This window comes from uncultured Subdoligranulum sp., from assembly GCF_937890665.1.
In genome coordinates this window covers 14,692-39,494 of sequence record NZ_CALADU010000197.1, presented here as the reverse complement: position 1 = coordinate 39,494, position 24,803 = coordinate 14,692, and the positions used below count along the sequence as shown (strand labels likewise).

The following is a 24,803-nucleotide window of genomic DNA, read 5'->3' as shown; positions in this document are numbered from 1 at the left end:
AATTTTTGACAAGGAAAACTGCAAGAAAGGACGGGCCTACGAAGATGAATAAAATGAATTTGGATAACCATAATCCGTGCCCGCAGGATCCGCTTGTGTCGGTTATTATTCCGGTCTATAAGGTGGAAGCCTATCTTGATCAATGTATACAGTCTGTCCGCAGCCAGACCTATACGAATCTGGAAATATGGCTGATTGATGATGGTTCGCCGGACCGGTGTCCGGAAATGTGCGACCGGTATGCGGCGCAGGATCCCCGCATCCATGTGATTCATCAGGAAAATCAGGGGCAAGGTGTGGCACGAAATGCGGCGCTGGACCGTTGCACAGGGGCATGGATTGCCTTTGTAGATAGCGATGACTGGATTGATCCAGACACGTATATGACGATGCTTGCTTTTGCGGCGGAGAAGGATCTGGATTGTGTGTACTGTGCCGCAAGGGTTGTTCGAGAGGGCGAGGATCAAGAAATTCGATTTCGAGAATATCCAGATCGTACGGTAAAACCGGCACGAGAAATTTTGCGCAGGGTGTTGGAAGACGAAATTGGTGGTCAACCATGGAAAGCGATTTATAAAAGAAAATGCTGGGAAAAGGTTCGCTTTCCTGCAGGTATGAAGTATGAGGATCTGGCAGTTTCATGGCTGCCTTTTACCTATACCACAGGAAGTGTGGGTTTTTTGGAGGAACCCTTGTATCATTACCGAATGAATCCAAAGGGGAGCTCGCTAGGCGTTAATCCTAAGAAAAATGGAGATATCTTTTGGGGAAGGTATTGCCATTATGTATATGCATGCGAACACATGCCCGAGGCGGTAGATATGTGTTTGGCAAAATGCTTAGGAGCAGCTTTGCTGATGTATGACAGTGCCCTGTTCCATCCGGAGAAAATTGATGACGAGCGCCTTGCGTGCGCACAAAATATATTGGATGAGAACAAAAAGAACTTTTGGAACGTAAAGAGTATACCTTTGCAAAGAAAGGTAAGGCTTTTTCTGTATTTCTGGCTAAGACCGATATACAACAGCATAGCACACTATAAAGAAAAAAGAAGCGTATAAGGAAACACCATGAGCGATTCGAGAACGAAAAATAGTGCCAAAAATGTGGCGGCGGGGTTTGCCTGCCAAGGAGCTGCGTTGCTGTTGAGCTTTGTCTCCCGCAGCGTTTTTGTGATGGTACTGAGCAGCGAATATCTGGGCATCAATGGCTTGTTCAGTAACATCTTGACGGTGCTTTCTTTTGCGGAACTGGGCATTGGGGAGGCGCTTTCCTATGCGATGTATCAACCCGCCAAGGAGGGAAACCGGGAAAAGCTTTGCCAGCTGATGCGCCTGTATAAAACGGCCTATCGGGGGATCGCGCTGTTTGTAACGGTGGTGGGTGTGATAGCCTCATTCTTTTTAGATTATTTGGTGGCGGAGAAACCCAACATCCCAGAAAATTTTCAACTGATTTTTTGGCTGTTCCTTTTTAACAACGTCTGCTCCTATCTGTTGGCTTATAAACAGTCCATCCTTTTGGTGGAACAGAAAAAGTATATTGTTTTGTATATCCAGCAAGGAACCAAGGTGGCGCAACTTCTGCTGCAGATGGCAATCTTGTTCTTTGCACATTCTTACTATGGCTTTTTGCTGGTTCAGGTTATTTGTACCTTGCTGACCAATGTGTTTATTAGTCTGTATGTAAAAAAAGCCTATCCGTGGCTTAATGACCGGTCGGTACAGGCACCCCTGCCACAAGAGGAACAACATAAAATCGTTAAAGATGTCAAGGCTTTGGCTATTTCTAAGGTGGCGGGAATTGTCAGCAATGGTTCGGATAATATTGTGATCGCCAAAATCCTTGGGCTGACATCAGTGGGTGTGGTATCCAATTATACGTTGGTTATCAATTCCTTTTCCAGCATTTTGTGGGGGACGCTGTCCGGCATTACTGGCAGTATGGGAAACTTTAATGTAAATGCCAGTGTGGAAAAACGACGCGCGATTTTTGAGGAACTGTACCTGATTGTCTATTGGATCTTCTGTTTGTGCTGTACCTGTCTGATCGTGCTGCTTAATCCTTTTGTGGAAATCTGGGTTGGAACATCCTACCAAACGGATTTGCCTATTGTAGTGGCTCTTGTGCTGATTGCTTACGTGAGTGGTATGAATTTTCCGGTGTATACCTTTCGGGTGACCTGTGGATTGTTTGATGAAATGAAATATCCGTATTTCTGGTCCGGCATCGCAAATGTGGCACTCTCAGTGGTCTTGGCACTGAAAATGGGGCTGTTTGGTGTTTATATCGCCACCGTCATCACTAGGCTGCTGATCAGCGAAACGGTGGAGGGGTATATCGTCTACCATAAGATTCTGGAAAAACCTTTTTGGCGATATGTTATGCGCTACCTTCTTTCTCTGCTCTTGCTAGCAGGCTGCACTTTGATCTGCGGAAAGATTGTGCAAGGTGTGCCGGGAACTGGGATTTTGGCGTTATTGATCAAGGGACTAGTGACCTTTTGTCTGTGTAATGCTATTTTGTTGTTAGTATTTGCTCGGACACCCACGTTTGCCAGAGTTTGTCAAAGGATGAAAAAATTGGTCGATAAAAAGAAAGCGAGATAAATCGCTGCCCCGCGGTACAATTTTACATTGGTTGAAATACAGGCCCTGCTGTGGTACAATAAACTGAATATTTGTATTTATCGAAGCGGGGCCGCCCATGCCGGTCCGCCAGAGAAACGGTGCGCTGAAACCCGATTGGCAAAGGGGCGCGGCGCTGCCGGGAATTGAGGATGTCTATGGATGGAGTGAAATATCGCACCGCGCTGCGGGGGGTAAAACTCATCAATGTGGCGGTCATGACGGCCCTTTTTGGCGTGTGCTGGTATTGGGCCTATGCGGATAACATCCGCTCGCCTTATTATAACCGAGGCAACTGGGTGGTCATCGCCATCTTTGCGGTGCTGTATCTGGTGTATGGCCGGGTCTATGATGCTTTTAAAGTGTCGCTGTACCGCATTTCGGAAATGGTGTACTCCCAGACGCTGTCCCTGCTTTTGTCGGATGCCATCATGTATGTGGTCATCTGGCTGCTCAACAAGGATATTCCGCCGGTGTGGCCGCTGTTGGTCTGCGCTGTTTTGCAGATTTTGGCCGCCGTCGGTTGGTCTTACTTTGGTCACAAATGGTATTTCAAAACCTTCCCGCCCCGGCGTACGGCCGTCATCTATGACCGCCGCGGTGGGATGGAACAGCTTATTCGGGAATACGGGCTGGAGAAAAAATTCCATGTGGTGACTACCGCCCGGGTGGAAGACTGTCTGGCAGACGACATGAAGCTGCTGGATGGCATCGAGGCGGTGTTTTTGTGTGGTATCCACAGCCATGAGCGCAACCTGATTTTGAAACGCTGCGTGGCGCAGGATATTCAGGTGTATATGCTGCCCCGTATCGGGGATGTGCTCATCAGCAGCGCTGTGCCGCTGCACCTCTTCCATCTGCCCATGCTGCAGGTCACCCGATATGAACCGGCGCCGGAATATCTCTTCCTCAAACGGCTGCTGGACATTGTGATCTCCGGCGTGGCGCTGCTGGTGCTTTCGCCGGTGATGCTGGGGTTTGCCATCGCCATCAAGGCCTACGACGGCGGCCCGGTGTTCTATAAACAATGCCGCCTGACCAAGGACGGCAAAACCTTTATGGTGCACAAGTTCCGCAGCATGCGGGTGGATGCCGAAAAGGACGGCGTGGCCCGTCTGTCCACCGGTGACAAGGATGACCGCATCACCCCGGTGGGGCGGTTGATCCGCAAGGTGCGCATCGACGAGTTGCCCCAACTGCTGGATATTCTCAAAGGGGACATGTCGCTGGTAGGGCCCCGCCCCGAGCGGCCTGAGATCGCCGCCCAGTACGAGAAGGACCTGCCGGAATTTGCCCTGCGGCTGCAAGCCAAGGCCGGCCTGACCGGTTACGCGCAGGTCTACGGCAAATACAACACCACCCCCTATGACAAATTGCAGATGGACCTGATGTATATCGCCAATCCCAGCCTGATGGAAGATCTGCGCATCATGTTTGCCACCATCAAGATCCTCTTTGTGCCGGAGAGCACCGAGGGCGTGGCAGAGGGCCAGACCACGGCCCAGAACGAACCCGAGGAAACGGAGGCCGCCAACCAATGAAAATTCTACTGCTGGCCAACGATTCCACCTATGTGTACAACCTGCGGCGGGAGGTCATCGAAGCCATGCTGGCTCAGGGCTGGCAGGTCACGGTGGTCTGTGAGCGCAAACAGCACTGGGAAGATTTGACCGAACTGGGCTGCCGGATGCTGCCGCTGGGGGTGGCCCGGCACGGCAAGAACCCCTTACAGGACGTAAGCCTATTGCGGGCCTACGGCCGCTTGCTGGATGCCGAAAACCCCGACGTAGTGCTGACCTACAACATCAAGCCCAACGTCTATGGCGGAATGGCCTGCGCTAAGCGAGGCATTCCCTATCTTGTCAACGTCTGTGGTCTGGGAACACCGGTGGAAAATCCCGGTCCCATGCAGCTGCTTACCGTGACGCTGTACAAACTGGGGGTCAAAAAGGCCGCCTGCGTCTTTTTTCAGAATCAGGAAAACGAAGACTTTTTCAACGCGCGTCGTATGGCGCCGGGCCACCACCATCTGCTGCCGGGGTCCGGTGTCAACACCGCGCGCTTTGCGCTGCTGCCCTATCCCCAGGGAGAAACGGTGGATTTTCTGTTCATTTCCCGGGTGATGAAGGAAAAGGGAATTGACCAGTACCTCGAGGCGGCACAGGCTGTCCATGCTCGCCACCCCGAAACGGTCTTCCACATCTTGGGGGGCTGCGACGACGAGACCTATCTTCAGACACTGAAACGGATGGAGAGTACCGGCGCCATCCGGTACCATGGCCAGCAGAACAGCGTGCTGCCTTTTCAGCAGATCAGCGCCTGCACCGTCCATCCCACCTACTACCCCGAGGGGATGAGCAACGTACTGCTGGAAAGCGCCGCCTGCGGACGGCCCATCATCACCACCGACCGCAGCGGCTGCCGGGAGATCGTGGAGGATGGCGTCAACGGTTTTGTCTGCCGCCAGAAGGACAGCGCCGATCTGATCGCCCAGCTGGAGAAATTCTTGGCCCTGCCTTGGGAAAAGCGCCGGGAGATGGGGCTGGCTGCCCGCCGCAAGGTGGAGCGGGAATTTGACCGGCAGATCGTGGTGGAGGCCTATCTGCAGGAGATCACCGACGCGGTGAAGGGGAAAGCGGTATGAAACAACAGCAAAAGACCGTCCTGTATGTGGGCGGATTTGAACTGCCCGACAAAAACGCCGCCGCCCACCGGGTGTTGGCTGTGGGCAAGCTGCTGCGAGATCAGGGCTGCCGCGTTGTCTTTCTTGGCATCAGCCATACCGACACCCGCCCTGTTCTGGAGACCCGTACTGAGGTGGATGGGTTTGTCTGTTATGCGGTACCGTATCCCAAAACCTTGGCGCAGTGGCCGGAGTATCTGGCAGACATTCGCCCGGTGCGACAAGTCATCGAGGCGGAGGGCGGAGTGGACGCCGTCCTTTGCTACAACCACCCGGCGGCGGCTATGGCTCGATTGCGCCGGGAGTGTCACCGGCAGGGCCGCCGGATTCTGGCGGACTGCACGGAATGGTACAATGTCCGGGCTGTTTCTCCGCTGTTCAAACTTGTCAAAGGTCCGGATATTTGCCTGCGAATGCGGGTACTGCAAAAGCGGTTGGATGGACTGATCGTCATCAGCCGGTATTTGCAGCGATACTATGGGGCGTGCCCCCATGTGGTCTATCTGCCGCCGTTGGTGGACACCACCGATGCCAAATGGCGCTGTGAACCCAAGCCCCGGGGACCGGAAGTGGCCTTCGTCTATGCCGGCAGCCCCGGTCGCAAAGATAAGTTGGATGAGATCGTGGCCGCTGTTACCGCGGCGGCTCGGCAGTGCCCTTGTCGGCTGTGGGTCATCGGTGCCACGCGGGAGGAGTTTCTGCGCCTGAATCCCCAGTACAATGGGGCATCTATCCCGGACTGTGTTGCCTTTTTGGGACGGCTGCCTCACGTGGAAAGTCTGGCCTACCTGAAGAGCGCCGACTGCTCCTTTATTATCCGGGACAATACCCGCACCAACAACGCTGGATTCCCCACAAAGTTCGTGGAAGCGGTCACGGTGGGAACCGATGTGATTGCCAGCGACATCAGCGATTTGCGAGAATATCGAGATCGCGTGCCGGGGTTAATGATCGTGGAACGGGATGTGACCCAGACGGTCCTGCAATATGCGGCAGAGCACACCGGAAGAACTGGACAAAAACACCCCCAAACGATCTTTGATTACCGAAACTGGCAGGATGCGATCCGTACATGGGAATTGTGAACCGGCGAGGAATTGTATCCTTGACCGCAACGAGAGGGCAAAGACCTAGATGAACGTACTATGGATGACCAATGCGCCCTTTGGCGCGGCCTGTGAAGCGCTGGGCACCGCCCGGGCCCAGAGCGGTAGCTGGGTGGATGCCACCGCCCGGGCTTTGGCCGCCACCGCCCAGCCGCCCCGGCTGGCGGTGGCCACGCTGGCGCCGGGGGACACCCTGCGCAAAGCGGAAAAGGACGGCGTGACCTACTACTGCATCCCGGGCGGGCATGCCCACCGGGGCGCCCGGGCGCCCGGGCAGAATGTGGCGCTATGGCGGCAGGTGGTGGAGGGCTTTCACCCTGACCTGATCCAGATCTGGGGCAGCGAGTTTACCGACGGGCTGGACCTGCTGGACGCTGCCCCCGGCGTACCCGCGGTACTGTACACCCAAGGGGTCATCACGGCCATCGCCAAATATCCCAACGGCGGCCTGCCGCTGGGGGAACTCCGCGCCGCCCAGCCGCTGCCCTTTCAGCCCATCACCCTGAAATACCGTCGGGACGCTGCCCGGATGGCGGCGCAGGTGCCTTTTGAGCAGGAACTGGCCCGGCGTGTGGGGTGCATCATCACCGACAACGAATGGTGCGCCGGGTTTTTCCGGGCGATGGCCCCCGAAACGGCGGTGGCCTACCATATGCTGCCCATGAACGAAGCTTTTCAGGGCGCCCCGTGGACGCCGGAAGGCTGTGTGCCCCATACGATTTTCTGCAACGCCGGGCGTACCCCCTACAAGGGCATCCATATGGCGGTGCGGGCGCTGGCCCGCATCCGCCCCCGCTACCCCGATGTAAAGCTGCGTATCCCCGGCGCGATCAGCTTTGACCGGCTGGACCACTGGCGGACGCCGCCCTATTTCCGGTATCTGGCCCGTCTGGCAGAGGAGCTGGGCGTAAGGGACTGTCTGGAATTTCCCGGGGTGCTTACCTCCGCCCAGATGGCCGAAGAAATGCGCCGCGCCCATGTTTTTGTAATGCCGTCGGCCATTGAAAACCTTTCCACCACCCTGCGGGAAGCCATGCTGGTGGGCACGCCCGCTGTTTCCGCCAGCGTGGGCTGCGTGCCGGAATACCTGCACCACGGCGAGAACGGCTATCTCTACCGTTACGAGGAATACGAGCTGCTGGCCCAGTACGTGATGCAGCTCTTTGCGGAGCCCGACAAGGCTGCCGCCTTCTCCGCCGCGGCTCGGCAGACCATCCGCCGGATGTATGTCCGGGAGGATGCCGGGGAACAGTTGGTGGAGATCTACCGGCAGGTGCTGCAAACGGCCCGGGGATGACCCCGACGCAAGAGGCAATATCGTGAAAGTTACCTTTGTTTCCAACTTCATGAACCATCACCAACTGCCTTTTTCCCAAGAATTGGCGGGCACCCCCGGCGTGGACTACACCTTCATCAGCCGGGAAGGCATCCCCGCCAGTCGGCTGGCTTTGGGGTATGAGGATCTGGATCATCGGTATCCCTTTGTCCTTTGCCCTTACGATGGGCCGGATACCGCCCGCCGGGCAGAAACCTGTCTGGAGGAAAGCGATGTGGTGATCGTGGGCTCTGCGCCCACCGCCATTCTGGCCCGGCGGCTGCGTCAGGGCAAGCTGACCTTCCAGTACAGCGAACGGTTCTTCAAGCGGGAGGACGGCGGCCTGAAGCGGTACCTGAAAGACCGGTACCGGGCTTGGAAACATTTTGTACGGTTTCAAGGCAAGCCGCTCTACTTTTTGTGCAGCAGCGCCTACACCGCCGCTGACATTGCCCACTATGCCGACTATACCGGCAAAGTCTTCCGCTGGGGGTATTTTCCCCAAGCGGTACACTGGCCCAGCACCGAGGCCCTGTTGGCGGCCAAGGAACCGGCCACCCTGCTGTGGGCGGGCCGCCTGCTGGACTGGAAACACCCTGATCAGGCGGTGGAAGTGGCCCGCCGCCTCCGCGAGGCAGGGATTCCCTTTCGGCTGGACGTGGTGGGCAACGGCCCCGAGGAGGACGCCCTGCACCGGCAGGTGACAGAGGCAGGTCTGCAGGACTGTGTCCGGCTGCTGGGAGCATTGCCCGCTGCTGAGGTGCGCGCCCGCATGGAAAAGGCTGCGATCTTTTTGTTTACCTCTGACAAACAGGAGGGATGGGGCGCGGTCCTGAACGAAGCAATGAACAGTGGCTGCGCCGTGGCGGCCAGCCACGGCGCGGGAGCCACCCCTTATTTGATTCAAGATGGTGTCAACGGGCTGCTGTACCAGAGCAAAAACACCGACGCTTTGTATGGCGCGGTGAAAACGCTGTTGGAGGATCCGGCCATGACTGCCCGGATGGGGGCGGCGGCTTACCACACCATCACCGATACGTGGAACGCCGAATTGGCGGCCCGGCGCTTTGTGGCGCTGGCGAAGGCACTGCTGGCGGGGGATCCGCCGCCCGTGTATCCCGACGGCCCTTGCAGTCCGGCGCCTTGTCTGGCAGATGACTGGTATCCGCCAGCAACCCGAGATGAGGCCTGAACGCCCCGACTGCTTTACAGAAAAGGAACGATCTGTTATGAAAGAAATCTTGATTACCGGCGCGGCGGGATTCATCGGCGCCAATCTGGCCAAGCGGCTGCTGCAGGATGACCCGCAGGTGCGGGTCGTGGGGCTGGATCTGGTCAACGACTACTACGATGTGCGCATCAAGGAAGCTCGGCTGGCCGAGCTGGCCCAGTTCCCCAACTTCGTCTTTGTGAAGGGGAATCTGGCCGATAAAGCGCTGGTGGAAGGGCTGTTTGCCCAGTACCGCCCGCAGGTGGTGGTCAACTTGGCCGCCCAAGCCGGGGTGCGGTATTCCATCATCAACCCCGACTCCTACGTGGAGGCCAACCTCATCGGCTTTTACAACATTCTGGAAGCCTGCCGCCACTATCCGGTGGAGCATCTGGTCTATGCCAGTTCTTCCAGCGTATATGGCGCCAACACCAAAGTGCCCTACTCCACCGACGACAAGGTGGACAACCCGGTGAGCCTGTATGCCGCCACCAAAAAGTCCGATGAGCTGATGGCCCACGCCTACGCCAAGCTGTACAACATCCCCTGCACGGGGCTGCGGTTCTTTACGGTGTACGGCCCGGCGGGCCGCCCGGATATGGCCTACTTCGGCTTTACCGACAAGCTCCGCGCCGGCAAGACCATCCAGATCTTCAACTATGGCCATTGCCAGCGGGACTTCACCTACATCGACGACATCGTGGAGGGCGTGGTCCGGGTCATGGCCCGCCCGCCTGAGAAGCGTACCGGCGCCGACGGCCTGCCGGTGCCGCCCTACAAGCTGTACAACATCGGCAACAACCAGCCCGAAAACCTGCTGGATTTCGTTACCATTTTGCAGGAAGAACTGGTCCGCGCCGGGGTATTGCCCCCCGACTATGACTTTGAGGCCCACAAGGAACTGGTGCCTATGCAGCCCGGCGATGTGCCGGTGACCTACGCCGACACCGCCCCGCTGGAGCGGGATTTCGGCTTTAAGCCCAGTACGCCGCTGCGCACCGGGCTGCGCCGGTTCGCCGAGTGGTACAAAGCGTTTTATATGGAGGAGGATACACAATGAAGATCGCCGTTGCCGGAACCGGCTATGTGGGTTTGTCCATCGCCACCCTGCTGGCACAGCACCACCACGTGACGGCGGTGGACATTCTGCCCGAAAAGGTGGAAAAAATCAACCGCCGGGAGTCCCCGATCCAAGACGAATACATTGAAAAATATCTGGCGGAAAAGCCGCTGGATCTTACCGCGACGTTGGATGGAGAAGCTGCCTACCGGGAAGCGGAGTTCGTGGTTATCGCCGCGCCCACCAACTATGACAGCAAGAAGAACTTCTTCGATACCTCCGCCGTGGAGGCGGTCATCGATCTGGTGCTGAAGGTCAACCCCCAAGCCACCATGGTCATCAAGTCCACCATCCCGGTGGGCTATACCGCCGAGATCCGCGAAAAGACCGGCAGCAAGAACATCCTGTTCAGCCCGGAATTTCTGCGGGAGAGCAAGGCCCTCTACGACAACCTCTATCCCAGCCGGATCATTGTGGGCACCGACCTGCAGGACCCCGCTCTGGTGGAAAAGGCTCACACCTTTGCCGGTCTGCTGCAGGAGGGGGCCATCAAGGAGAACATTCCCACCCTCTTCATGGGCTTTACCGAGGCCGAGGCTGTCAAGCTCTTCGCCAACACCTATCTGGCACTGCGGGTCAGCTATTTCAACGAGCTGGACACCTACGCCGAGACCAAGGGCCTGAGCACCAAGGACATCATTCAGGGTGTCTGTCTGGATCCCCGCATCGGCGACCACTACAACAACCCCAGCTTTGGCTACGGCGGCTACTGCCTGCCCAAAGACACCAAACAACTGCTGGCCAACTACGCCGATGTGCCGGAAAATCTCATCGAGGCCATCGTGGAATCTAACCGCACCCGCAAGGACTTCATCGCCGACCGGGTGCTGGAACTGGCCGGCGCCTACGAGGCCAACAGCGATTACGATCCCGCCCGGGAACACGCGGTGGTGGTGGGCGTCTACCGCCTGACCATGAAATCCCACTCCGACAACTTCCGCCAGTCCTCCATTCAGGGGGTCATGAAGCGGGTTAAGGCCAAGGGCGCCGAGGTCATCATCTACGAGCCTACGCTGGAGGACGGTACCACCTTCTTCGGCAGCCGGGTGGTCAACGACTTGGCGGAGTTCAAACGCCGCAGTCAGGCTATCATTGCCAATCGGTATGACAGTTGTCTGGACGACGTGCAGGCCAAGGTCTACACGCGGGACCTGTTCCGCCGCGATTGATTTTGCAAGGAAAGTTGGTTCTCTATGGTTTCAATGCGAAGCTTGCTGGCCTATTTCTGGGTGGATCGGCCGCGGGTGATCTATTTTGTGCTGTGCTGCTGTCTGGTACTGCTGCTGGCGTGGAAACGCCGGGATGCGGTGTCGGTGCGGCTGCGCCGCTACATTGTACTGCCGTCCGCCGTGCTGTTGGTGCTGCTGCTCAACCCGGTGGTGGCCCACTTTCTGGTGACCAAGTATGAGGAGACCCGGTCGCTGCGGTTCTTCTGGCTGGTTCCTGTCAGTCTGCTCATGGCCGCAGCCAGTGTGCTCCTTGTGGATTGGTTCCGCCCGCGGGCTTTGAAAATTGCGGCAGCCATCGTGCTGCCCTTGGGGGTGCTGGCTACCGTTAACCAGTTCCAAAGCCTGCGCAATACCTGGCAAAACCACACCACCAACTGGTATAAGATCCCCGATGTGGTCATCGAACTGTCCGACGCCATTGTGGAGGACGACGCCGGGGTGGAGAAAAAGGCATTTTTCCCCACTCCGCTGAACCTCTGGGTGCGGCAATACCGCCCCGAAATCGAGATGCCCTATGCGTGGACCAAGGTCAACGGTGATTTTGAGCCCGCTCAACAGATCTATGACACCGTGGAAAAGGCCGAAGATGCTGTGGATCTGGATCAGTTGGCTTACTGGGCGGCGGAAGGCGGATACCACTATCTGGTGCTGGCCGTCGATGGCGACTACACCGGCAGTGTGACCGCCCACGGTTTTGAGGAGATCTATCGCATCGATGTGGATCCGGTGAAAGACACCAACTCGTACGATAAGGAGTACGTCCTCTATCGTCTGGCGGAAGGAGCGTACCAATGATCGTCTTGCAAGCGCTTTTGACCGTCCTTGTGCTGGTTCTTGTCTTTGCCGTGCTGCCGTTGGGGTTGGGCAAGCTCCTTGTCGGCGGGCAGGAGACAAAGCTGGCCCTGTTGGGCGGCCTCTTCGCGGAATTTTGTCTCTTTGAAGTGCTGGCGATAATTTTCCATCTCACGATGGGCAGCCTGCGGTTTATGACGGGCCTGTGGTCTGTGGCTTGCATCGCGTTGGCGATGTGGGGGTATCTGCGGGCCAAGCGCCGCGCCATACCCCGTCCGGTGACTGCCGCGGTGCGCTGGGACCGGGTGGAAAAACTGCTGCTGGCGGCAGTCATCGCGATGGTGGTGCTGCAAACGCTGAACACCGTGCTGAACACCTATTACGGCAACTGGGACGACGAGACCTACTGTGGTACCGCTGTTACCTCCTGGTACACCGATACGGTCAACCGCTACGCCCCCAGTACCGGTGCGCTGCAGCGGCCCTTCTACAACGACAAATACGTGATCGCCAGTTGGCCGGTCTTCAGCTCCATGCTGGCGATCCTTACCGGAGTGCATCCGGCGATTCTGTTCCGGACCATTTTGCCGCTGCTGGAGATCCCGTTTGCTTACTGGATCGCCTACCAACTGCTGCGGCTCTTCTTCCCGAATAGCCGCAAAAAGGCGCTGTTGGGCACCCTGTACTACACGATTTTTGTGCTGATGGCCGCCGAAAGCATGAACGGCACCAGCGGCGAATGGTGGCTGGTGGTCAACTGCTGGACCGGAAAAGCTTTGACGGCCTCCATTATGACACCGCTGATTCTCTGGTTGTTGATCCGTCTGGAGGAGGCCGCCAACCCGGCCCAGCGGCGCACCTTGTGGCGTGCGCTGTTGTTCGTTTGTTGGTCTTGCTGCTTTGTATCGGCGTCCCTCTTCTTTGTGGTGCCGCTGGAACTGGCCCTCTGGGGCGGATTCTGCCTGCTGCGCAATAAGCGCTGGCCTGATGTGCTGCGGTATCTGGTCTGTGGATTGCCCACAGCCTTCTGTGCGCTGATCACGTTGTTCTGACCGGATCCGCGTGGCGGATAAACTCTCTATACCATCGCAGGCGCGTTTAAAGCGCCGAGAAAGGATTCTCTATGGCAGCCTTTTCCCTTTCGGGGCAGAAAATCCTCAACCCTTCGTTTTCGTGGAAGCGCATCCCCTACAACCTGCGGGTGGCGCTGGTTTCCACCTTTGTCATCGGGGTGGTGGCCCACTTCTTCTGCTACACCAACGTCTTCTTCAATCACGACGATGCCAGTATGTACTGGTATCGCATCAGTTTGGGGGATGCGGCCACCGGTACACGCTGGTTGACCCCTTTGTGGCAGACCATGGTGGCCTGTGTGCAGATTCCCTGGTTGGAAGGAATTTTTACCCTCTTTTTCTACAGCCTTAGCGTATGGCTGATCTGTGAAACGCTGGAAATCACCTACCCGGCCTTGATTGTATTGGTCAGCGGGATTCTGGTTACCAGTCCCACTGCCATCTCGTCCAATATGTACCTGAGCAGTGCCCACCAGTATGCGGGAGCGCTGCTGTTTGCCTGCTTGGCCTTGTATGCTTTTGAAAAGTGGAAGCACGGTTGGTTCTGGGCTTTCGGCTGCCTTCTGGTCTCGGCGGGAACCTACGGTGCTTATGTCAATCTGTCGGTAACCCTCTTCCTGATGCTGCACATCGTGAAGATACTGACCACCCAGCGGGAAAACCCTGTGCGCGTCTTCTGGGACCATCTGCGCTTCCTGCTCACCTTTGGCGCGGCGATGGTGGCAACGTCGGGGATCGTTTCGGTCATTATCCGAATCTTCGGCACCACTGCACAGGGGCGGGTGGATGATGCCATCCATGGCACAGGCACTCAATATCTGGAGAATTTGCTCCATGCGGTTGACGTGGTGGTGGAGTATTTCTCTCCGTTTAATGACCTGAGCTATTTTCAGGAAAACCCGCTGGTCTATGGTGTCTTTTCCGTGGCGGCGGTATGCAGTCTGGTGCTGCTGGTGCTGTTGTTCATCAAAAACCGCATCTGGCAGCAGCCCTTGCGGTTGTTGGTCTTGGTGGTGGATATCCTCTGCCTGCCGCTGGCCATGAACCTGATCGGTATGTTCTATCAGGCACATACCCTGATGCAGATCGCCTTTGTGGTACCTTGGCTGCTCTTTGTACTGCTGGCTCAACGCTTCTGCACCCAGCCCGATCTGGTGGCGTGGGTACAGGCCGGCGCTGCCCGAGCTAAGGTGTTTGTGGGATATGCCGTGGTGGTGGCTGCGGTGTCGGTGGTCACCATCGTCAACGGTATCTATCTGGCCAATGTGTCCTATATGAAGGCATATGCCCTCTATGAGTCCGGTTTGGCGCTGACCAACCGGATTGTGGACCGCATTGAGGCGACTCCCGATTATGTGGCGGGCCAGACTCGGGTGCTGTTTGTGGGGGATATCAAAAACAACTACGCGCCCTACCGCTACGGCTTTGCCATGACCGATTCGGTCACTGGCATCGGACGGTACAGTTGGGATACCTCGCTGACCTACAATCTGGTGCTGTCCACCTACATTGAGCAGCAGCTAGGCATTCAGATGCAGTTCCTCAATCCCACCGATCCGGCCTATGCCGATACCGCCCCGGAACTGCTGGCTGAGGCCGGTGTTTCTTGGGCCGATGAGAGCGAGGAAATTATCAATGGGCTGGAAGCATTCCCGTCCCAGAACTGCATTTACCTGCAGGACGATGTACTCATCATCAAACTCAGCGACTGAATCGGCGGCGGATGCCGCCAAAAGGGGAGTCACCATGCAACAAAGAGGACTGTTCTTCTTCATCGGCACCGAGGCGGAGCTGATCAAACTGTTCCCCGTTATGCAGGAACTGGGCGATCGGAAGGTGCCCTATCGGATCATCGCATCAGGGCAGAATGACCTGAAAAAGAGCGCGGTGCTGCGGGCACTCAACGGCGGAAAGGTAGACTTAGAACTCAGCGATGAAAAAAGTATCCGCAAAACCGCCGCCGGATTGCTGGGATGGTACGCTGCCACTTGGCGCAAAGCTCGTGCCCAGTTGGTGAGGACCTTCGGCGCCGAAACGCTGCACGGCAGCGTTATGGTGGTGCATGGGGATACCGTCTCTACCATGATGGGAGCCTATCTGGGCCGCAAGCTGGGCATGCAGGTGGCCCATGTGGAAGCGGGGCTGCGCAGCCACAACTGGTTCAATCCTTTTCCGGAGGAAATCGACCGTGTGCTGACCAGCCGCAAAGCAACACTGCATTTTGCGCCCGGACAGGAGGCTGTGGCCAATCTGCACGGTGTAAAGGGCCGGGTGGTGGACACCGTCTATAATACCATCATCGACAGTCTGGCCTATTCCCGCCGGATGCCCTGCGAGAATCCGGCTGTGCAGGCCCAGTGCGATGGCCCCGCCTACTTTGTCTTTGTGATGCACCGGCAGGAAAATCTGGCCAACAAAAAACTGGTGGAAGCGATGGTCCAGCGCATTGTGGATCAGACCAAGACGATGCGCTGCGTCATGATCCTGCACAAACCCACCGAGGTGACCTTGACCCAGATGGGGCTGCTGGAAGCGCTGCGGGCCAATCCGCGCATTGTACTGCTGCCCCGGGTGGAATACTTTGACTTTATGAAACTGCTGCAAGGTGCGGAGTTTGTCATTACCGACGGCGGCAGCAATCAGGAGGAATTGGCCTACATGGGCAAGCCTTGCCTGATCATGCGGGACCGCACCGAACGCACCGACGGATTGGGAGAAAATGCCCGGCTCTATGGTGGGGACTTGCAGGCGGTAGATGACTTTGTAAAAGCGTATGCCCGCTACCGGCGGGATCCGGTCACGCCGGCCCAGTCCCCGGCGGCGCGGATTGCGCAGGAATTGCAGGCCTGCGTGGAGGAGTAAATGAACAAGCAACCTTTGGTTTCGATCATTATGCCGTCCTACAATGCCGCCGCCACCATCGAAACGGTGCTGCAAAGCATTCGGATGCAGACCGTGGCGGACCAAATTGAGATTCTGGTCATCGACGGCGGCAGCACCGATGCTACCCGGGAGATCGCCCGGCGGTACGGTGCTGTCGTACTGGAAAACCCCCACCGGCTGCCCGAACCGGCCAAGGTCATCGGGATGGAACAGGCGGCAGGCCGCTATGTGATCGAGCAGGATACCGACGAAGAATGGATCCGACCTACGCAGGTGGAAGAACGGCTGCGGCTGTTTGCCCAGCATCCTGAAGTGAAGTGTGTGGTCTGCGATACCCAGCACCCCGGTCCCCATGGAGGGTTGGCAGCCCAGTATATCTGTGCGTGCGGCGATCCGTTTACCCAGTTTATCTACCGGCGGAACAACGGTGTGCGCTATACCTTTGGCCGAAGAACCGCCCAGTCTGATCCGGTACTCCGGTTTCAGCCGGGGGAGCCGACACCTATCGGTGACGGCGGGACTACCATGTTTGATCTGAGCTGGATCAAACAGACTTTCCCGCAAGAATGGGATGACATCCAGTTTGTTTGTGCTATGAGCAATCGGGTGATTTGTTCTACTGGTTGCTGCGGCTGTATCCAAGGCGATGATATTCGCCATCATGTGAAAGCGGGATTTTGTACCTATCTGAGCAAGTTGCGGTTCCGGGTGCAGAACAATCTCTTCCATCAGGAAGAAAGCGGTTTCTCGGCCCGGGCAGCGGACGCCGTCAACGTCCGCTTTGCCCGGCGCAAATACTGGTTCGTTCTCTACGCGGCCACCGTGGTGGGGCCGCTGGTAGACGGTGTCCGTATGGCAGTGCGGGACAAAGATCCCAGTATGCTGCTGCACATCGTGTATGTGTACTATGTCTGCTTATACATCGCGTACTGCCTTGTGGCTGCCAAGCTGGGCAAAAAGATTCGAGAGAAGTCCTACGGGAAATAAAAATGCGCCGGACAAGGGTAAAGCCTTGTCCGGCGTGGTTTTATTTTCCATAAGAGCCGATGAAAAGAACTCAATATTTTTTCCGCCAAGGAGCTTTGGCAACCAATTTGGTCACCAACTTAGGGGAAAGCAGGTAGATTCGATTGCGCAGTGTGATGACAGCTTTGTCTTTCCATGTCAGGTCCGGCCAGCGGTCGGTGTCGTAGGAAAGGCCCTCTTTACGCAAAAAGGCAGTGGAGTTTAAACGGAATTTTCCTCGTTGGATGATGTCCAAATTGGGGTAGATTTCTCGACCGCGGACAACAGTATAGATGCTTTCCGGCAAAGAGAGGCTATAGGTGGAACCAAGTCGCTCGAAGTCCGAAGGGGAAGGATAGCGGTCGGCAAATTTTTTCACGTATTCGGTCTTCCAGAAGACGCTGCGCAGCGAAATCCGATAGGGATCATCCGCGGGGGATTCTTTTAGTACTGGCGCTTCTCGAGAAGGAGCATTGAAATTCTGCCGCTCGCTGTTTTTGTAGATTAGGGAGATACTACCGGCATTGTGTGCTTCGGCAAAGGCGACCATGGCAGACAAATCTTCGTTGTGGATGCGGTCATACAAGAGAAAGTCGTCCAGAATCAACAGGACATAGGGGGTTTTGACCAATTCCAATGCCTTTTGTACCCGGAGCATATTTTTGCCGCCTACACTGGTTTCATCCACCACAACCTTGTCAAAAAAAGGCAGTAGTGCTTTCATGGCATCGGTTTCCACATCCAGCGCACAGATTTTTTCGACTTCACAATCGGGCCAGTACTTCTGGAGGAGTGCAATGTTGCAAGCTAAAAAATCGGAGTAGGCGTGGTATGCCGACACGACAAGCGTGAGTTGGCTGGAAAGCTGACCCATGATGGCCTCCCTGTTCTGGAAAGTTTCAAATCCTTGACCCGCCCGTACAGGGGCGGAAAACTACTCCCTATTGTAGCACAGGCAAGGGGGGATTTCAATGTGAAAACCCTTCTTGCATTTCCCGGCGTTTTGCCCTATGATAAGAAGGCGGCGCTGGCCGCAATATAGGGAGGTGCCGATTGTTTATGCAAACCCGTGCTCGGGCGTTGACCGAAGGCCCTATTGCGCCTACGCTGCTGCGCTTTGCGCTGCCCATGATGGTGGGCAATCTGCTGCAGCAGCTCTACAACATTGCCGATACCCTGATTGTGGGGCGGTATGTGGGCGCTGATGCGCTGGCGGCGGTGGGCTCGGCCTATACGTTGATGACCTTTTTGACCTCCATTTTGCTGGGCCTTTCGATGGGCAGCGGCGTGGCGGTGTCCATCTCGTTTGGACGAGGGGATGCCGACCGAATGCGGCGGGAAATTTTCCTCTCTCTGGGGATGATCGGCGGCACCGCGGTGTTGCTGAATGTGGCGGTCTTTCTGCTCATCGATCCTATCCTTTGGCTGCTGCAGGTCCCTGCCGAGGTGTGGGGGTTGATGCGCACCTATCTGCTGGTGATCTTTGTGGGCATCGGTGGGACTTTCCTTTACAACTACTACGCCTGTCTGCTGCGGGCGGTGGGGGATTCGGTGCGGCCGCTGGTCTTTTTGGGCGTGTCGGCGGTGCTGAACATCGTGCTGGATGTGGCCTTTGTGCTGGGTCTGGGCGCTGGGGTGGCCGGTGCTGCTTGGGCTACCGTCATCGCCCAGTGGCTGTCAGGGGCGGGCCTCTGCGTCTATGCACTGGCCACCCGGCGGGATCTGCGGCTCCACCGGGCCGACCTGCGGTGGGATAAGGCCTGTGCCGGACATGTCTTCCGGCTCTCCTTTATCACCGGTGCCCAACAATCCATTATGAACTTCGGCATTCTCATGGTGCAGGGCCGGGTCAACAGTTTTGGCCCTGCCGTGATGGCCGCCTTTGCCGCTGCTGTCAAAATCGACTCCTTCGCCTACATGCCGGTGCAGGATTTCGGCAACGCGTTCTCCACCTTCATCGCCCAGAACTTCGGCGCCGGACGGTATGACCGCATCCGAAGGGGCACCCGTACCGCGGTGGCCGTCAGTATGCTCTTTGGTGTGGCTGTGTCCGCCGTGGTCTTTGTGCTGGCACGGTCGCTGATGCTCCTCTTTGTGCAGCCCGAGGAAACCGAGATCCTCGCGGTGGGGGTGCAGTACCTGCGTACCGAGGGCGCTTTCTACTGCTTGATCGCCCTGTTGTTCCTGCTCTACGGCTTTTACCGGGCCATCGAGCGTCCTGGCATGTCGGTGGTGCTCACCGTCATTTCGCTGGGCCTGCGGGTGGTGCTGGCCTATGCTCTGTCCGCCATTCCGGCGCTGGGAGCTGCCGGCATCTGGGTGTCCATCCCCATCGGATGGGTCATCGCGGACATCGCCGGTTGTCTGCCCATGGCAAAGTTTTTCCGCACCCTGCCGCAGGAAAAGCAGTCGAAATAACCAAAGCCCTTGTATCAACCGGTACAGGGGCTTTTCTATGTACAAAAGAACCCTTGACAGCCTAGGGGACGGCATGGTACAATACCACCTTGAATTAGCTATAACTAACTTGAACTGCATCTAGGGAGGTGTACCTGTGGATTCATCCTTTCTGCCCGCCTTCGGCATGACGCTGCTGGCTGGACTGAGCACTGGCATCGGCAGCCTGATCGCCCTGTTGTGGCGCCATACCAACCGGAAATTCCTCTCGGTAGCGCTGGGGTTTTCTGCCGGTGTGATGATCTATGTGTCGTTGGTGGAAATTCTTGACAAAGCCCGCACCGCGCTGGCCGGAGAACTGGGCGACCGGACCGGCAACTGGGCGACGGTGGCGGCCTTCTTCGGCGGCATGTTGGTCATTGCTCTCATCGACAAACTGATCCCCGAGGGGGAAAACCCCCACGAGGTCAAATTGGCCGAAGCCATGGAGGACCCCGCTCCCGCCCGACTGATGCGGATGGGCGTTTTTACCGCGCTGGCTATCGCCATCCACAATTTCCCAGAAGGGCTGGCCACCTTTGTGTCGGCTTTGCAGGAGCCCGGATTGGCAGTGCCCATCGTGGCGGCCATTGCCATCCACAACATCCCCGAGGGCATCGCCGTGTCGGTGCCCATCTATCAGGCCACCGGCTCCCGGGGGCGGGCCTTCGGGTACTCCTTCCTGTCGGGGCTGGCGGAACCGGTGGGGGCGCTGGTGGGCTGGCTGCTGCTGCGCCCCGTCATGAACGACACCGTTTTTGGAGTGCTTTTTGCTGGGGTGGCCGGTATCATGGTCTTTATCTCCTTTGACGAACTGCTGCCCGCTGCCCGGGAATACGGGGAAAACCACCTCTCCCTGTACGGGCTGATCGCGGGGATGGCGGTCATGGCCGTCAGCCTGCTGCTCTTTTTGTAAAAAACACGCCCCGGTCCCCTTGACACGAGGGCTGGGGCGTGGTATACTGACAGAGAGTTAGAGATGGCTAACCAAAGCCGCCCGCCGGAGCACCCTCCGGCGGTTCTCTCCCGACAAAGGTTAGTGACAACTAACTAAAACTTTCCACCGAAAGGATGCCATACGATGTGCGAGGAACTGATGGTCCGTCATGGCTCCCCCACGCTGGCGGGGCTGAAAACCGGCAGCCTGTTTACCTGCCCCTTTGGGGAAGAACAGGTCATGCAGGACTGCGTGCGCTGCTGGAACCATGCGCTGGCCCCCAAGGGGCTGCGTGTCATGCCGCTGCGCTGGCAGAACGGCCGGGCGCTGATCTACCTGTACCGGCCTGCCCGGCTGGCCAAGGATCTGCAGCGCCCCGAAGCCCGGGCCTTGCTGGCACCCCGGGGCTACTGCTGCGAAGCACCGGCCCGCTGTCTGGGACGGCTGATGCAGCGGCTGCGGGAGCGGACCGACTTCCCCCACGAGATCGGGCTGTTTTTGAGCTACCCGCCGGAGGACGTGCAGGGGTTCATCCAAAGCCCGGTGTGTGGCTTCAAGTGTGTGGGATGCTGGAAGGTCTACGGGGACGCGCAGGCGGCCCGGCAGACCTTTGGGCGGTACCGCCGCTGTACCGAAATCTACTGCGCGCGGTACGCGCAGGGAACCACGTTGGAACGGCTGGCTGTGGCCGGCTGACAGGAAAGGAAGGTATCCGATGAGCAAGATCGCCGTAGTATATTGGAGCGGCACCGGCAACACCGAGGCCATGGCCGCCGCCGTGGCGGAGGGAGCCCGAGACGCCGGGGCAGAGGTCCGGCTGGTGACCGTCGATGCGTGGGATGCGGCCCAGATGGACGAGGTGGACGGGGTGGCTTTCGGCTGCCCGTCGATGGGCTGTGAACAGTTGGAGGAGAGCGAGTTTGAACCGGTCTTTACTGCCTGCGAAAGCAAGCTGAACGGCAAACGGCTGGGGCTGTTTGGTTCCTACGGCTGGGGCTGTTTGGTTCCTACGGCTGGGGCGACGGGGAATGGATGCGCAGTTGGGAACAGACCTGCCGGGAGGACGGCGGGGTACTGGTAGCCGACGGCGTGATCTGCAACGGCAGCCCCGATGGGGAAGCCTTGGCCGCCTGCCGGGCCTTGGGTGCGGCGCTGGCCGAATAACGTACAGGATGAGGACCCCTGCGTGTGCGCGCAGGGGTCTTTTGTTTGCAAAAAAAAATGGAAAGTGTGCTTGACATTTTGCGGGGAATGTGGTAGCTTATAAATGGAAAGTGAACTTTCCATGAGAGTCGGAAGGCAGAAGGAGGCGTAGGCCATGAAAAACCGGTTGGAGGAGATCCGCAAGAGCCGCGGCATCCGTCAGGAAGAACTGGCAGCGGCACTTGCGGTCTCCCGGCAGACCATCGGCTCGCTGGAAAACGGGCGGTACAATCCGTCCATCCTGCTGGCCTTCAAGATTGCCCGGTATTTCGGTATGCAGATCGAGGACATCTTTATCTATGAGGAGGAAGCGCAATGAAACAGGATCGGAAGGAGATTGTGTGGATCGTCGTCGGTGTGGTGTTGTGGGGGATCGCGGTGCTGCTGCTCCGGCAGAACCCCGGAAACAGCGGATTCTGGCGGGCGCTGCCCTATGTCTGTCTGGGCGTGGGCGCCGGGCTGCTGGGGCAGGGCATCGGGCGGATGGTGCAGCGCAAAGCCTTGCAGAGTGACCCGGAACTGGCCCGTCAGCAGGAAATTGAGGCCGGGGACGAGCGGAACATCCAACTGGCCCAGCGGGCCAAAGCCAAGGCCTTTGACCTGATGGTCTTTGTCTTCAGTGCGCTGCTGCTGGTCTTTGCCCTGATGGGGGTGGAGATGACGGCCCTTCTGCTGCTGGTGGCGGCCTACCTGCTGGTGCAGGGCTATGCAGTCTACTGCCGCGTCAAGCTGGAAAAAGAGATGTAACGAAAAACCGCCCCCGGCGCCGCAAGGCGCCGGGGGCGGAATGGGTTATTTTGGAAAAAATTACTGGTTGGCTTCGTTGTTATGTTCGGGACGGACGATCTCGTGCACGGCGGCGGCGATGGCCTCGGCCGACAGGCCGTAGTCACGCAGCACCTCGTTGGCGGGGCCGGAGTGACCGAACTGGTCCTGCACGCCCAAACGGCGGACATAGCAGGGCAGCTTCTCGCTCAGGACGCCGCAGACCGCTTCGCCCAAGCCGCCGATGACGTTGTGCTCTTCCACCGTGATGATGCGGCGGCACTCCCGCGCGGCGGTGAGGATGATCTCCTCGTCCAGCGGCTTGATGGTGGGCATGTTGATGACCCGCACGCTGATGCCCTGACGCTTGGCCAGCACCGCAGCCCGCAGGGCTTCGCTGGTCATCAGGCCGGTGGAGATCACCGCAATGTCGTACCCATCGGTGAGCTTCTCGCCCTTGCCGATCTGGAACTCGTAGGTTTCGGGGTCATGGAAGACCGGCGTGGCCAAACGGGACAGACGCAGGTAGACCGGACCATTGTAGTTGTAAGCGGCGATCACCGCAGCCCGGGCTTCCACATCGTCGGCGGGGCTCAGGATCACCATACCGGGGATGGAGCGCATCAGGGCAATGTCCTCACAGCACTGGTGGGAAGCACCATCCTCACCCACCGACAAACCGGCGTGGGTGGCGGCGATCTTCACGTTCAGGTGGGGGTAGCCCACGGTGTTGCGGATCTGCTCAAAGGCACGGCCCGCGGCAAACATCGCAAAGCTGGACACAAACGGCACATAGCCCATGGTGCTCATGCCGGCGGCTACGCCGATCATGTTCTGCTCGGCAATGCCGCAGTCAAAGTGACGGTCGGGATATTCGTTGCGGAAGATCTCCGTCTTGGTGGCAGCGGCCAGGTCGGCGTCAAACACGACCAGATTATCGGCGCCCTGACGGGCCAGTTCCACCAGCGTGTTGCCGTAGCTCACGCGGGTAGCAATTTTCTTCATCTCAGCCATTGTTGAGCTCGATCTCCTTTTCCAGTGATTCGTGGGCGGCGCGCAGTTCTTCCATCGCGGTCTCGTACTCCTCATCGTTGGGAGCCTTGCCGTGCCATTCCACGGCGTTCTGCATGTAACTTACGCCCAAGCCCTTGGTGGTGCGCAGCAGGAAGCAGGTGGGCTTGCCGCTGCCATGGGACAGATCGAACATCTTGAACGCCTGCTCCAGCTCGGCAAAGGAGTTGCCGTTGCAGACGATGGTGTTGAACCCGAAGGCGTCCATCTTGCGGTCCAGCGGCTCGGAGTTCATGATCTGGCGGGTGGGGCCGTCGATCTGCAGGCCGTTGACGTCGATCATGATGCACAGGTTGTCCAGCTTGTAGTGGTTGGCAAACATAAAGGCTTCCCAGCACTGGCCTTCGTCGATCTCACCGTCACCCAGCAGGGTGTAGACGTTGATATCGCTCTCCAACTGTTTGGCTGCCAAGGCCATGCCGCAGGCCGTGGAAACACCCTGACCCAGACTGCCGGTGGACATATCCACGCCGGGCACGGTGTTCATGTTGGGGTGCCCCTGCAGGTAGCTGTTGGAATGCCGCAGGGTGGGCAGGTCCGCCACCGGGAAGAAGCCACGCTCCGCCAGCGTGGCGTACAGGGCGGGGGCGCAATGACCTTTGCTCAGCACAAAGCGGTCCCGGTTGGGGTCCTGCGGCTGCTCGGGGTCGATGCGCATTTCACGGAAGTACAGATATGTCAGGACATCCGCAGAAGACAGGCTGCCGCCCGGATGGCCGCATCCCGCCCCATGGGTCGCTTCGATCACGCCCATCCGTACGCGGGTCGCAGTCAGCTTTAACTGCAGCGTTTCCAGTTTTGTCATAGTCAAGTTCCTCCGGTCCGTATACAAAAATCAGACGGGATCACACCGTCACGCAATTCACTACCTTATATTATACACAAACCGACGCGGCTGGCAAGATTTTTTTACAAATTCCCGCGGTTTTCGCCCGGTTTCGTGCGCTGCGATGGGGAAAAGGTGCACCGCTGCCGGGGATTTTGTGCGTTGTGCCAAAAAATGGGGACAATCCGGGCCAAAGAACAGCGAATTGGCACTTGCACACCGGCGCGATCTGTGGCATAATTTGGGTAAAGCATGTCGCGGCCAACCCTTATATAGGGCAGCCAACCGGCGGTTGCACTATATTTTGGGGAGGAAATACAATGCCCAACGGCATCTACATCCAGACAGAGTATCACGGCAAATTGATCCGCAAGATCGTGTGCAACGGTGAGGAGCGCTGGTTTATCGGCTCGGATTGCGCGGTGACCTTTATGACGATGGATGACTGCATGGCGGCGATCGACCGTCGTGCCTAAAACCCAAGCTACAACAAGCACCCCGCCCGCAGCATGCGGACGGGGT

At 57.8% G+C, this 24,803-nt stretch carries 23 protein-coding genes and 1 pseudogene; 21 read left to right on the top strand and 3 right to left on the bottom strand.

The window, feature by feature from the left end; genetic code table 11:
- Positions 1–44 precede the first annotated feature (44 nt).
- From Q0526_RS11375 to Q0526_RS11310, 14 genes are all read left to right on the top strand, one after another.
- Positions 45–1,061 carry a glycosyltransferase family 2 protein gene (locus Q0526_RS11375; RefSeq protein ID WP_298733664.1) on the top strand — a complete coding sequence of 339 codons (1,017 nt, stop codon included), beginning with the start codon at positions 45–47 and terminating at the stop codon, positions 1,059–1,061.
- A gap of 84 nt (positions 1,062–1,145) precedes the next feature.
- Positions 1,146–2,609 carry a hypothetical protein gene (locus tag Q0526_RS11370; RefSeq protein ID WP_298733662.1) on the top strand — a complete coding sequence of 488 codons (1,464 nt, stop codon included), beginning with the start codon at positions 1,146–1,148 and terminating at the stop codon, positions 2,607–2,609.
- A 176-nt stretch (positions 2,610–2,785) separates the two neighbouring features.
- On the top strand, positions 2,786–4,168 hold the full coding sequence (locus tag Q0526_RS11365; RefSeq protein WP_298733660.1) for an exopolysaccharide biosynthesis polyprenyl glycosylphosphotransferase: 1,383 nt from the start codon (positions 2,786–2,788) through the stop codon (positions 4,166–4,168).
- A complete protein-coding gene (locus Q0526_RS11360) occupies positions 4,165–5,271 on the top strand; it encodes a glycosyltransferase family 4 protein (protein ID WP_298733658.1) in 1,107 nt (368 codons plus the stop codon). The genes Q0526_RS11365 and Q0526_RS11360 overlap by 4 nt, the downstream gene beginning before the upstream one ends.
- The gene (locus Q0526_RS11355) at positions 5,268–6,395 is read left to right on the top strand and encodes a glycosyltransferase (protein ID WP_298733656.1); all 1,128 of its coding nucleotides are present in this window, start codon (positions 5,268–5,270) and stop codon (positions 6,393–6,395) included. The genes Q0526_RS11360 and Q0526_RS11355 overlap by 4 nt, the downstream gene beginning before the upstream one ends.
- 49 nt (positions 6,396–6,444) lie before the next feature.
- Positions 6,445–7,713 (top strand): glycosyltransferase, encoded by a 1,269-nt coding sequence (locus Q0526_RS11350; protein WP_298733654.1) that lies wholly within the window; start codon positions 6,445–6,447, stop codon positions 7,711–7,713.
- A gap of 22 nt (positions 7,714–7,735) precedes the next feature.
- On the top strand, positions 7,736–8,923 hold the full coding sequence (locus Q0526_RS11345) for a glycosyltransferase (RefSeq protein WP_298733652.1): 1,188 nt from the start codon (positions 7,736–7,738) through the stop codon (positions 8,921–8,923).
- A gap of 37 nt (positions 8,924–8,960) precedes the next feature.
- The gene (locus Q0526_RS11340; protein WP_298733650.1) at positions 8,961–10,001 is read left to right on the top strand and encodes an NAD-dependent epimerase/dehydratase family protein; all 1,041 of its coding nucleotides are present in this window, start codon (positions 8,961–8,963) and stop codon (positions 9,999–10,001) included.
- Positions 9,998–11,230, top strand: coding sequence for a nucleotide sugar dehydrogenase (locus Q0526_RS11335; RefSeq protein ID WP_298733648.1), 1,233 nt, complete (start codon positions 9,998–10,000; stop codon positions 11,228–11,230). The genes Q0526_RS11340 and Q0526_RS11335 overlap by 4 nt, the downstream gene beginning before the upstream one ends.
- Before the next feature lie 24 nt (positions 11,231–11,254).
- On the top strand, positions 11,255–12,085 hold the full coding sequence (locus Q0526_RS11330; RefSeq protein WP_298733646.1) for a hypothetical protein: 831 nt from the start codon (positions 11,255–11,257) through the stop codon (positions 12,083–12,085).
- On the top strand, positions 12,082–13,134 hold the full coding sequence (locus Q0526_RS11325) for a DUF6077 domain-containing protein (protein ID WP_298733644.1): 1,053 nt from the start codon (positions 12,082–12,084) through the stop codon (positions 13,132–13,134). The genes Q0526_RS11330 and Q0526_RS11325 overlap by 4 nt, the downstream gene beginning before the upstream one ends.
- A 71-nt stretch (positions 13,135–13,205) precedes the next feature.
- On the top strand, positions 13,206–14,867 hold the full coding sequence (locus tag Q0526_RS11320) for a glucosyltransferase domain-containing protein (RefSeq protein WP_298733641.1): 1,662 nt from the start codon (positions 13,206–13,208) through the stop codon (positions 14,865–14,867).
- Between the two features lie 34 nt (positions 14,868–14,901).
- On the top strand, positions 14,902–16,017 hold the full coding sequence (locus Q0526_RS11315; protein ID WP_298733639.1) for a UDP-N-acetylglucosamine 2-epimerase: 1,116 nt from the start codon (positions 14,902–14,904) through the stop codon (positions 16,015–16,017).
- Positions 16,018–17,025 carry a glycosyltransferase gene (locus Q0526_RS11310; protein ID WP_298733638.1) on the top strand — a complete coding sequence of 336 codons (1,008 nt, stop codon included), beginning with the start codon at positions 16,018–16,020 and terminating at the stop codon, positions 17,023–17,025.
- A gap of 70 nt (positions 17,026–17,095) precedes the next feature.
- Here Q0526_RS11310 and Q0526_RS11305 read toward each other — a convergent pair whose 3' ends face one another.
- Complete coding sequence (locus Q0526_RS11305) at positions 17,096–17,917, bottom strand: hypothetical protein (protein WP_298733636.1); 822 nt, start codon at positions 17,915–17,917, stop codon at positions 17,096–17,098.
- Positions 17,918–18,102: 185 nt separating this feature from the next.
- On the opposite strand from Q0526_RS11305, the gene Q0526_RS11300 reads away from it, so the two are divergent.
- From Q0526_RS11300 to Q0526_RS11275, 6 genes and pseudogenes are all read left to right on the top strand, one after another.
- A complete protein-coding gene (locus tag Q0526_RS11300) occupies positions 18,103–19,461 on the top strand; it encodes an MATE family efflux transporter (protein ID WP_298733634.1) in 1,359 nt (452 codons plus the stop codon).
- Positions 19,462–19,597: 136 nt separating this feature from the next.
- On the top strand, positions 19,598–20,395 hold the full coding sequence (gene zupT / locus Q0526_RS11295) for a zinc transporter ZupT (protein WP_298733632.1): 798 nt from the start codon (positions 19,598–19,600) through the stop codon (positions 20,393–20,395).
- Between the two features lie 165 nt (positions 20,396–20,560).
- Positions 20,561–21,112 (top strand): DUF3793 family protein, encoded by a 552-nt coding sequence (locus Q0526_RS11290; RefSeq protein WP_298733630.1) that lies wholly within the window; start codon positions 20,561–20,563, stop codon positions 21,110–21,112.
- A 19-nt stretch (positions 21,113–21,131) separates the two neighbouring features.
- Positions 21,132–21,580: pseudogene (locus Q0526_RS11285) on the top strand (flavodoxin).
- A gap of 154 nt (positions 21,581–21,734) precedes the next feature.
- A complete protein-coding gene (locus Q0526_RS11280) occupies positions 21,735–21,938 on the top strand; it encodes a helix-turn-helix transcriptional regulator (protein ID WP_298733628.1) in 204 nt (67 codons plus the stop codon).
- A complete protein-coding gene (locus Q0526_RS11275) occupies positions 21,935–22,366 on the top strand; it encodes a DUF6442 family protein (protein ID WP_298733626.1) in 432 nt (143 codons plus the stop codon). The genes Q0526_RS11280 and Q0526_RS11275 overlap by 4 nt, the downstream gene beginning before the upstream one ends.
- Before the next feature lie 60 nt (positions 22,367–22,426).
- Here the strand turns inward: Q0526_RS11275 and Q0526_RS11270 are convergent, their stop codons facing one another.
- Complete coding sequence (locus Q0526_RS11270) at positions 22,427–23,398, bottom strand: transketolase family protein (RefSeq protein ID WP_298733623.1); 972 nt, start codon at positions 23,396–23,398, stop codon at positions 22,427–22,429.
- Positions 23,391–24,260: a transketolase gene (locus Q0526_RS11265; RefSeq protein WP_298733621.1), complete on the bottom strand. Its 870-nt coding sequence runs from the start codon at positions 24,258–24,260 to the stop codon at positions 23,391–23,393. The genes Q0526_RS11270 and Q0526_RS11265 overlap by 8 nt, the downstream gene beginning before the upstream one ends.
- A 341-nt stretch (positions 24,261–24,601) precedes the next feature.
- On the opposite strand from Q0526_RS11265, the gene Q0526_RS11260 reads away from it, so the two are divergent.
- Positions 24,602–24,757 (top strand): hypothetical protein, encoded by a 156-nt coding sequence (locus tag Q0526_RS11260; RefSeq protein WP_298733619.1) that lies wholly within the window; start codon positions 24,602–24,604, stop codon positions 24,755–24,757.
- The last annotated feature ends 46 nt before the right edge of the window (positions 24,758–24,803 follow it).

Excerpts from the sequence above, each read along its gene's own strand:
- Q0526_RS11375 (WP_298733664.1), top strand. The coding sequence starts at position 45 with ATGAATAAAATGAATTTGGATAACCATAATCCGTGCCCGCAGGATCCG.
- Q0526_RS11365 (WP_298733660.1), top strand. The coding sequence starts at position 2,786 with ATGGATGGAGTGAAATATCGCACCGCGCTGCGGGGGGTAAAACTCATC.
- Q0526_RS11360 (WP_298733658.1), top strand. The coding sequence starts at position 4,165 with ATGAAAATTCTACTGCTGGCCAACGATTCCACCTATGTGTACAACCTG.
- Q0526_RS11355 (WP_298733656.1), top strand. The coding sequence starts at position 5,268 with ATGAAACAACAGCAAAAGACCGTCCTGTATGTGGGCGGATTTGAACTG.
- Q0526_RS11350 (WP_298733654.1), top strand. The coding sequence starts at position 6,445 with ATGAACGTACTATGGATGACCAATGCGCCCTTTGGCGCGGCCTGTGAA.
- Q0526_RS11340 (WP_298733650.1), top strand. The coding sequence starts at position 8,961 with ATGAAAGAAATCTTGATTACCGGCGCGGCGGGATTCATCGGCGCCAAT.
- Q0526_RS11335 (WP_298733648.1), top strand. The coding sequence starts at position 9,998 with ATGAAGATCGCCGTTGCCGGAACCGGCTATGTGGGTTTGTCCATCGCC.
- Q0526_RS11330 (WP_298733646.1), top strand. The coding sequence starts at position 11,255 with ATGGTTTCAATGCGAAGCTTGCTGGCCTATTTCTGGGTGGATCGGCCG.
- Q0526_RS11325 (WP_298733644.1), top strand. The coding sequence starts at position 12,082 with ATGATCGTCTTGCAAGCGCTTTTGACCGTCCTTGTGCTGGTTCTTGTC.
- Q0526_RS11320 (WP_298733641.1), top strand. The coding sequence starts at position 13,206 with ATGGCAGCCTTTTCCCTTTCGGGGCAGAAAATCCTCAACCCTTCGTTT.
- Q0526_RS11315 (WP_298733639.1), top strand. The coding sequence starts at position 14,902 with ATGCAACAAAGAGGACTGTTCTTCTTCATCGGCACCGAGGCGGAGCTG.
- Q0526_RS11310 (WP_298733638.1), top strand. The coding sequence starts at position 16,018 with ATGAACAAGCAACCTTTGGTTTCGATCATTATGCCGTCCTACAATGCC.
- Q0526_RS11305 (WP_298733636.1), bottom strand. The coding sequence starts at position 17,917 with ATGGGTCAGCTTTCCAGCCAACTCACGCTTGTCGTGTCGGCATACCAC.
- Q0526_RS11300 (WP_298733634.1), top strand. The coding sequence starts at position 18,103 with ATGCAAACCCGTGCTCGGGCGTTGACCGAAGGCCCTATTGCGCCTACG.
- Q0526_RS11290 (WP_298733630.1), top strand. The coding sequence starts at position 20,561 with ATGTGCGAGGAACTGATGGTCCGTCATGGCTCCCCCACGCTGGCGGGG.
- Q0526_RS11280 (WP_298733628.1), top strand. The coding sequence starts at position 21,735 with ATGAAAAACCGGTTGGAGGAGATCCGCAAGAGCCGCGGCATCCGTCAG.
- Q0526_RS11275 (WP_298733626.1), top strand. The coding sequence starts at position 21,935 with ATGAAACAGGATCGGAAGGAGATTGTGTGGATCGTCGTCGGTGTGGTG.
- Q0526_RS11270 (WP_298733623.1), bottom strand. The coding sequence starts at position 23,398 with ATGGCTGAGATGAAGAAAATTGCTACCCGCGTGAGCTACGGCAACACG.
- Q0526_RS11265 (WP_298733621.1), bottom strand. The coding sequence starts at position 24,260 with ATGACAAAACTGGAAACGCTGCAGTTAAAGCTGACTGCGACCCGCGTA.
- Q0526_RS11260 (WP_298733619.1), top strand. The coding sequence starts at position 24,602 with ATGCCCAACGGCATCTACATCCAGACAGAGTATCACGGCAAATTGATC.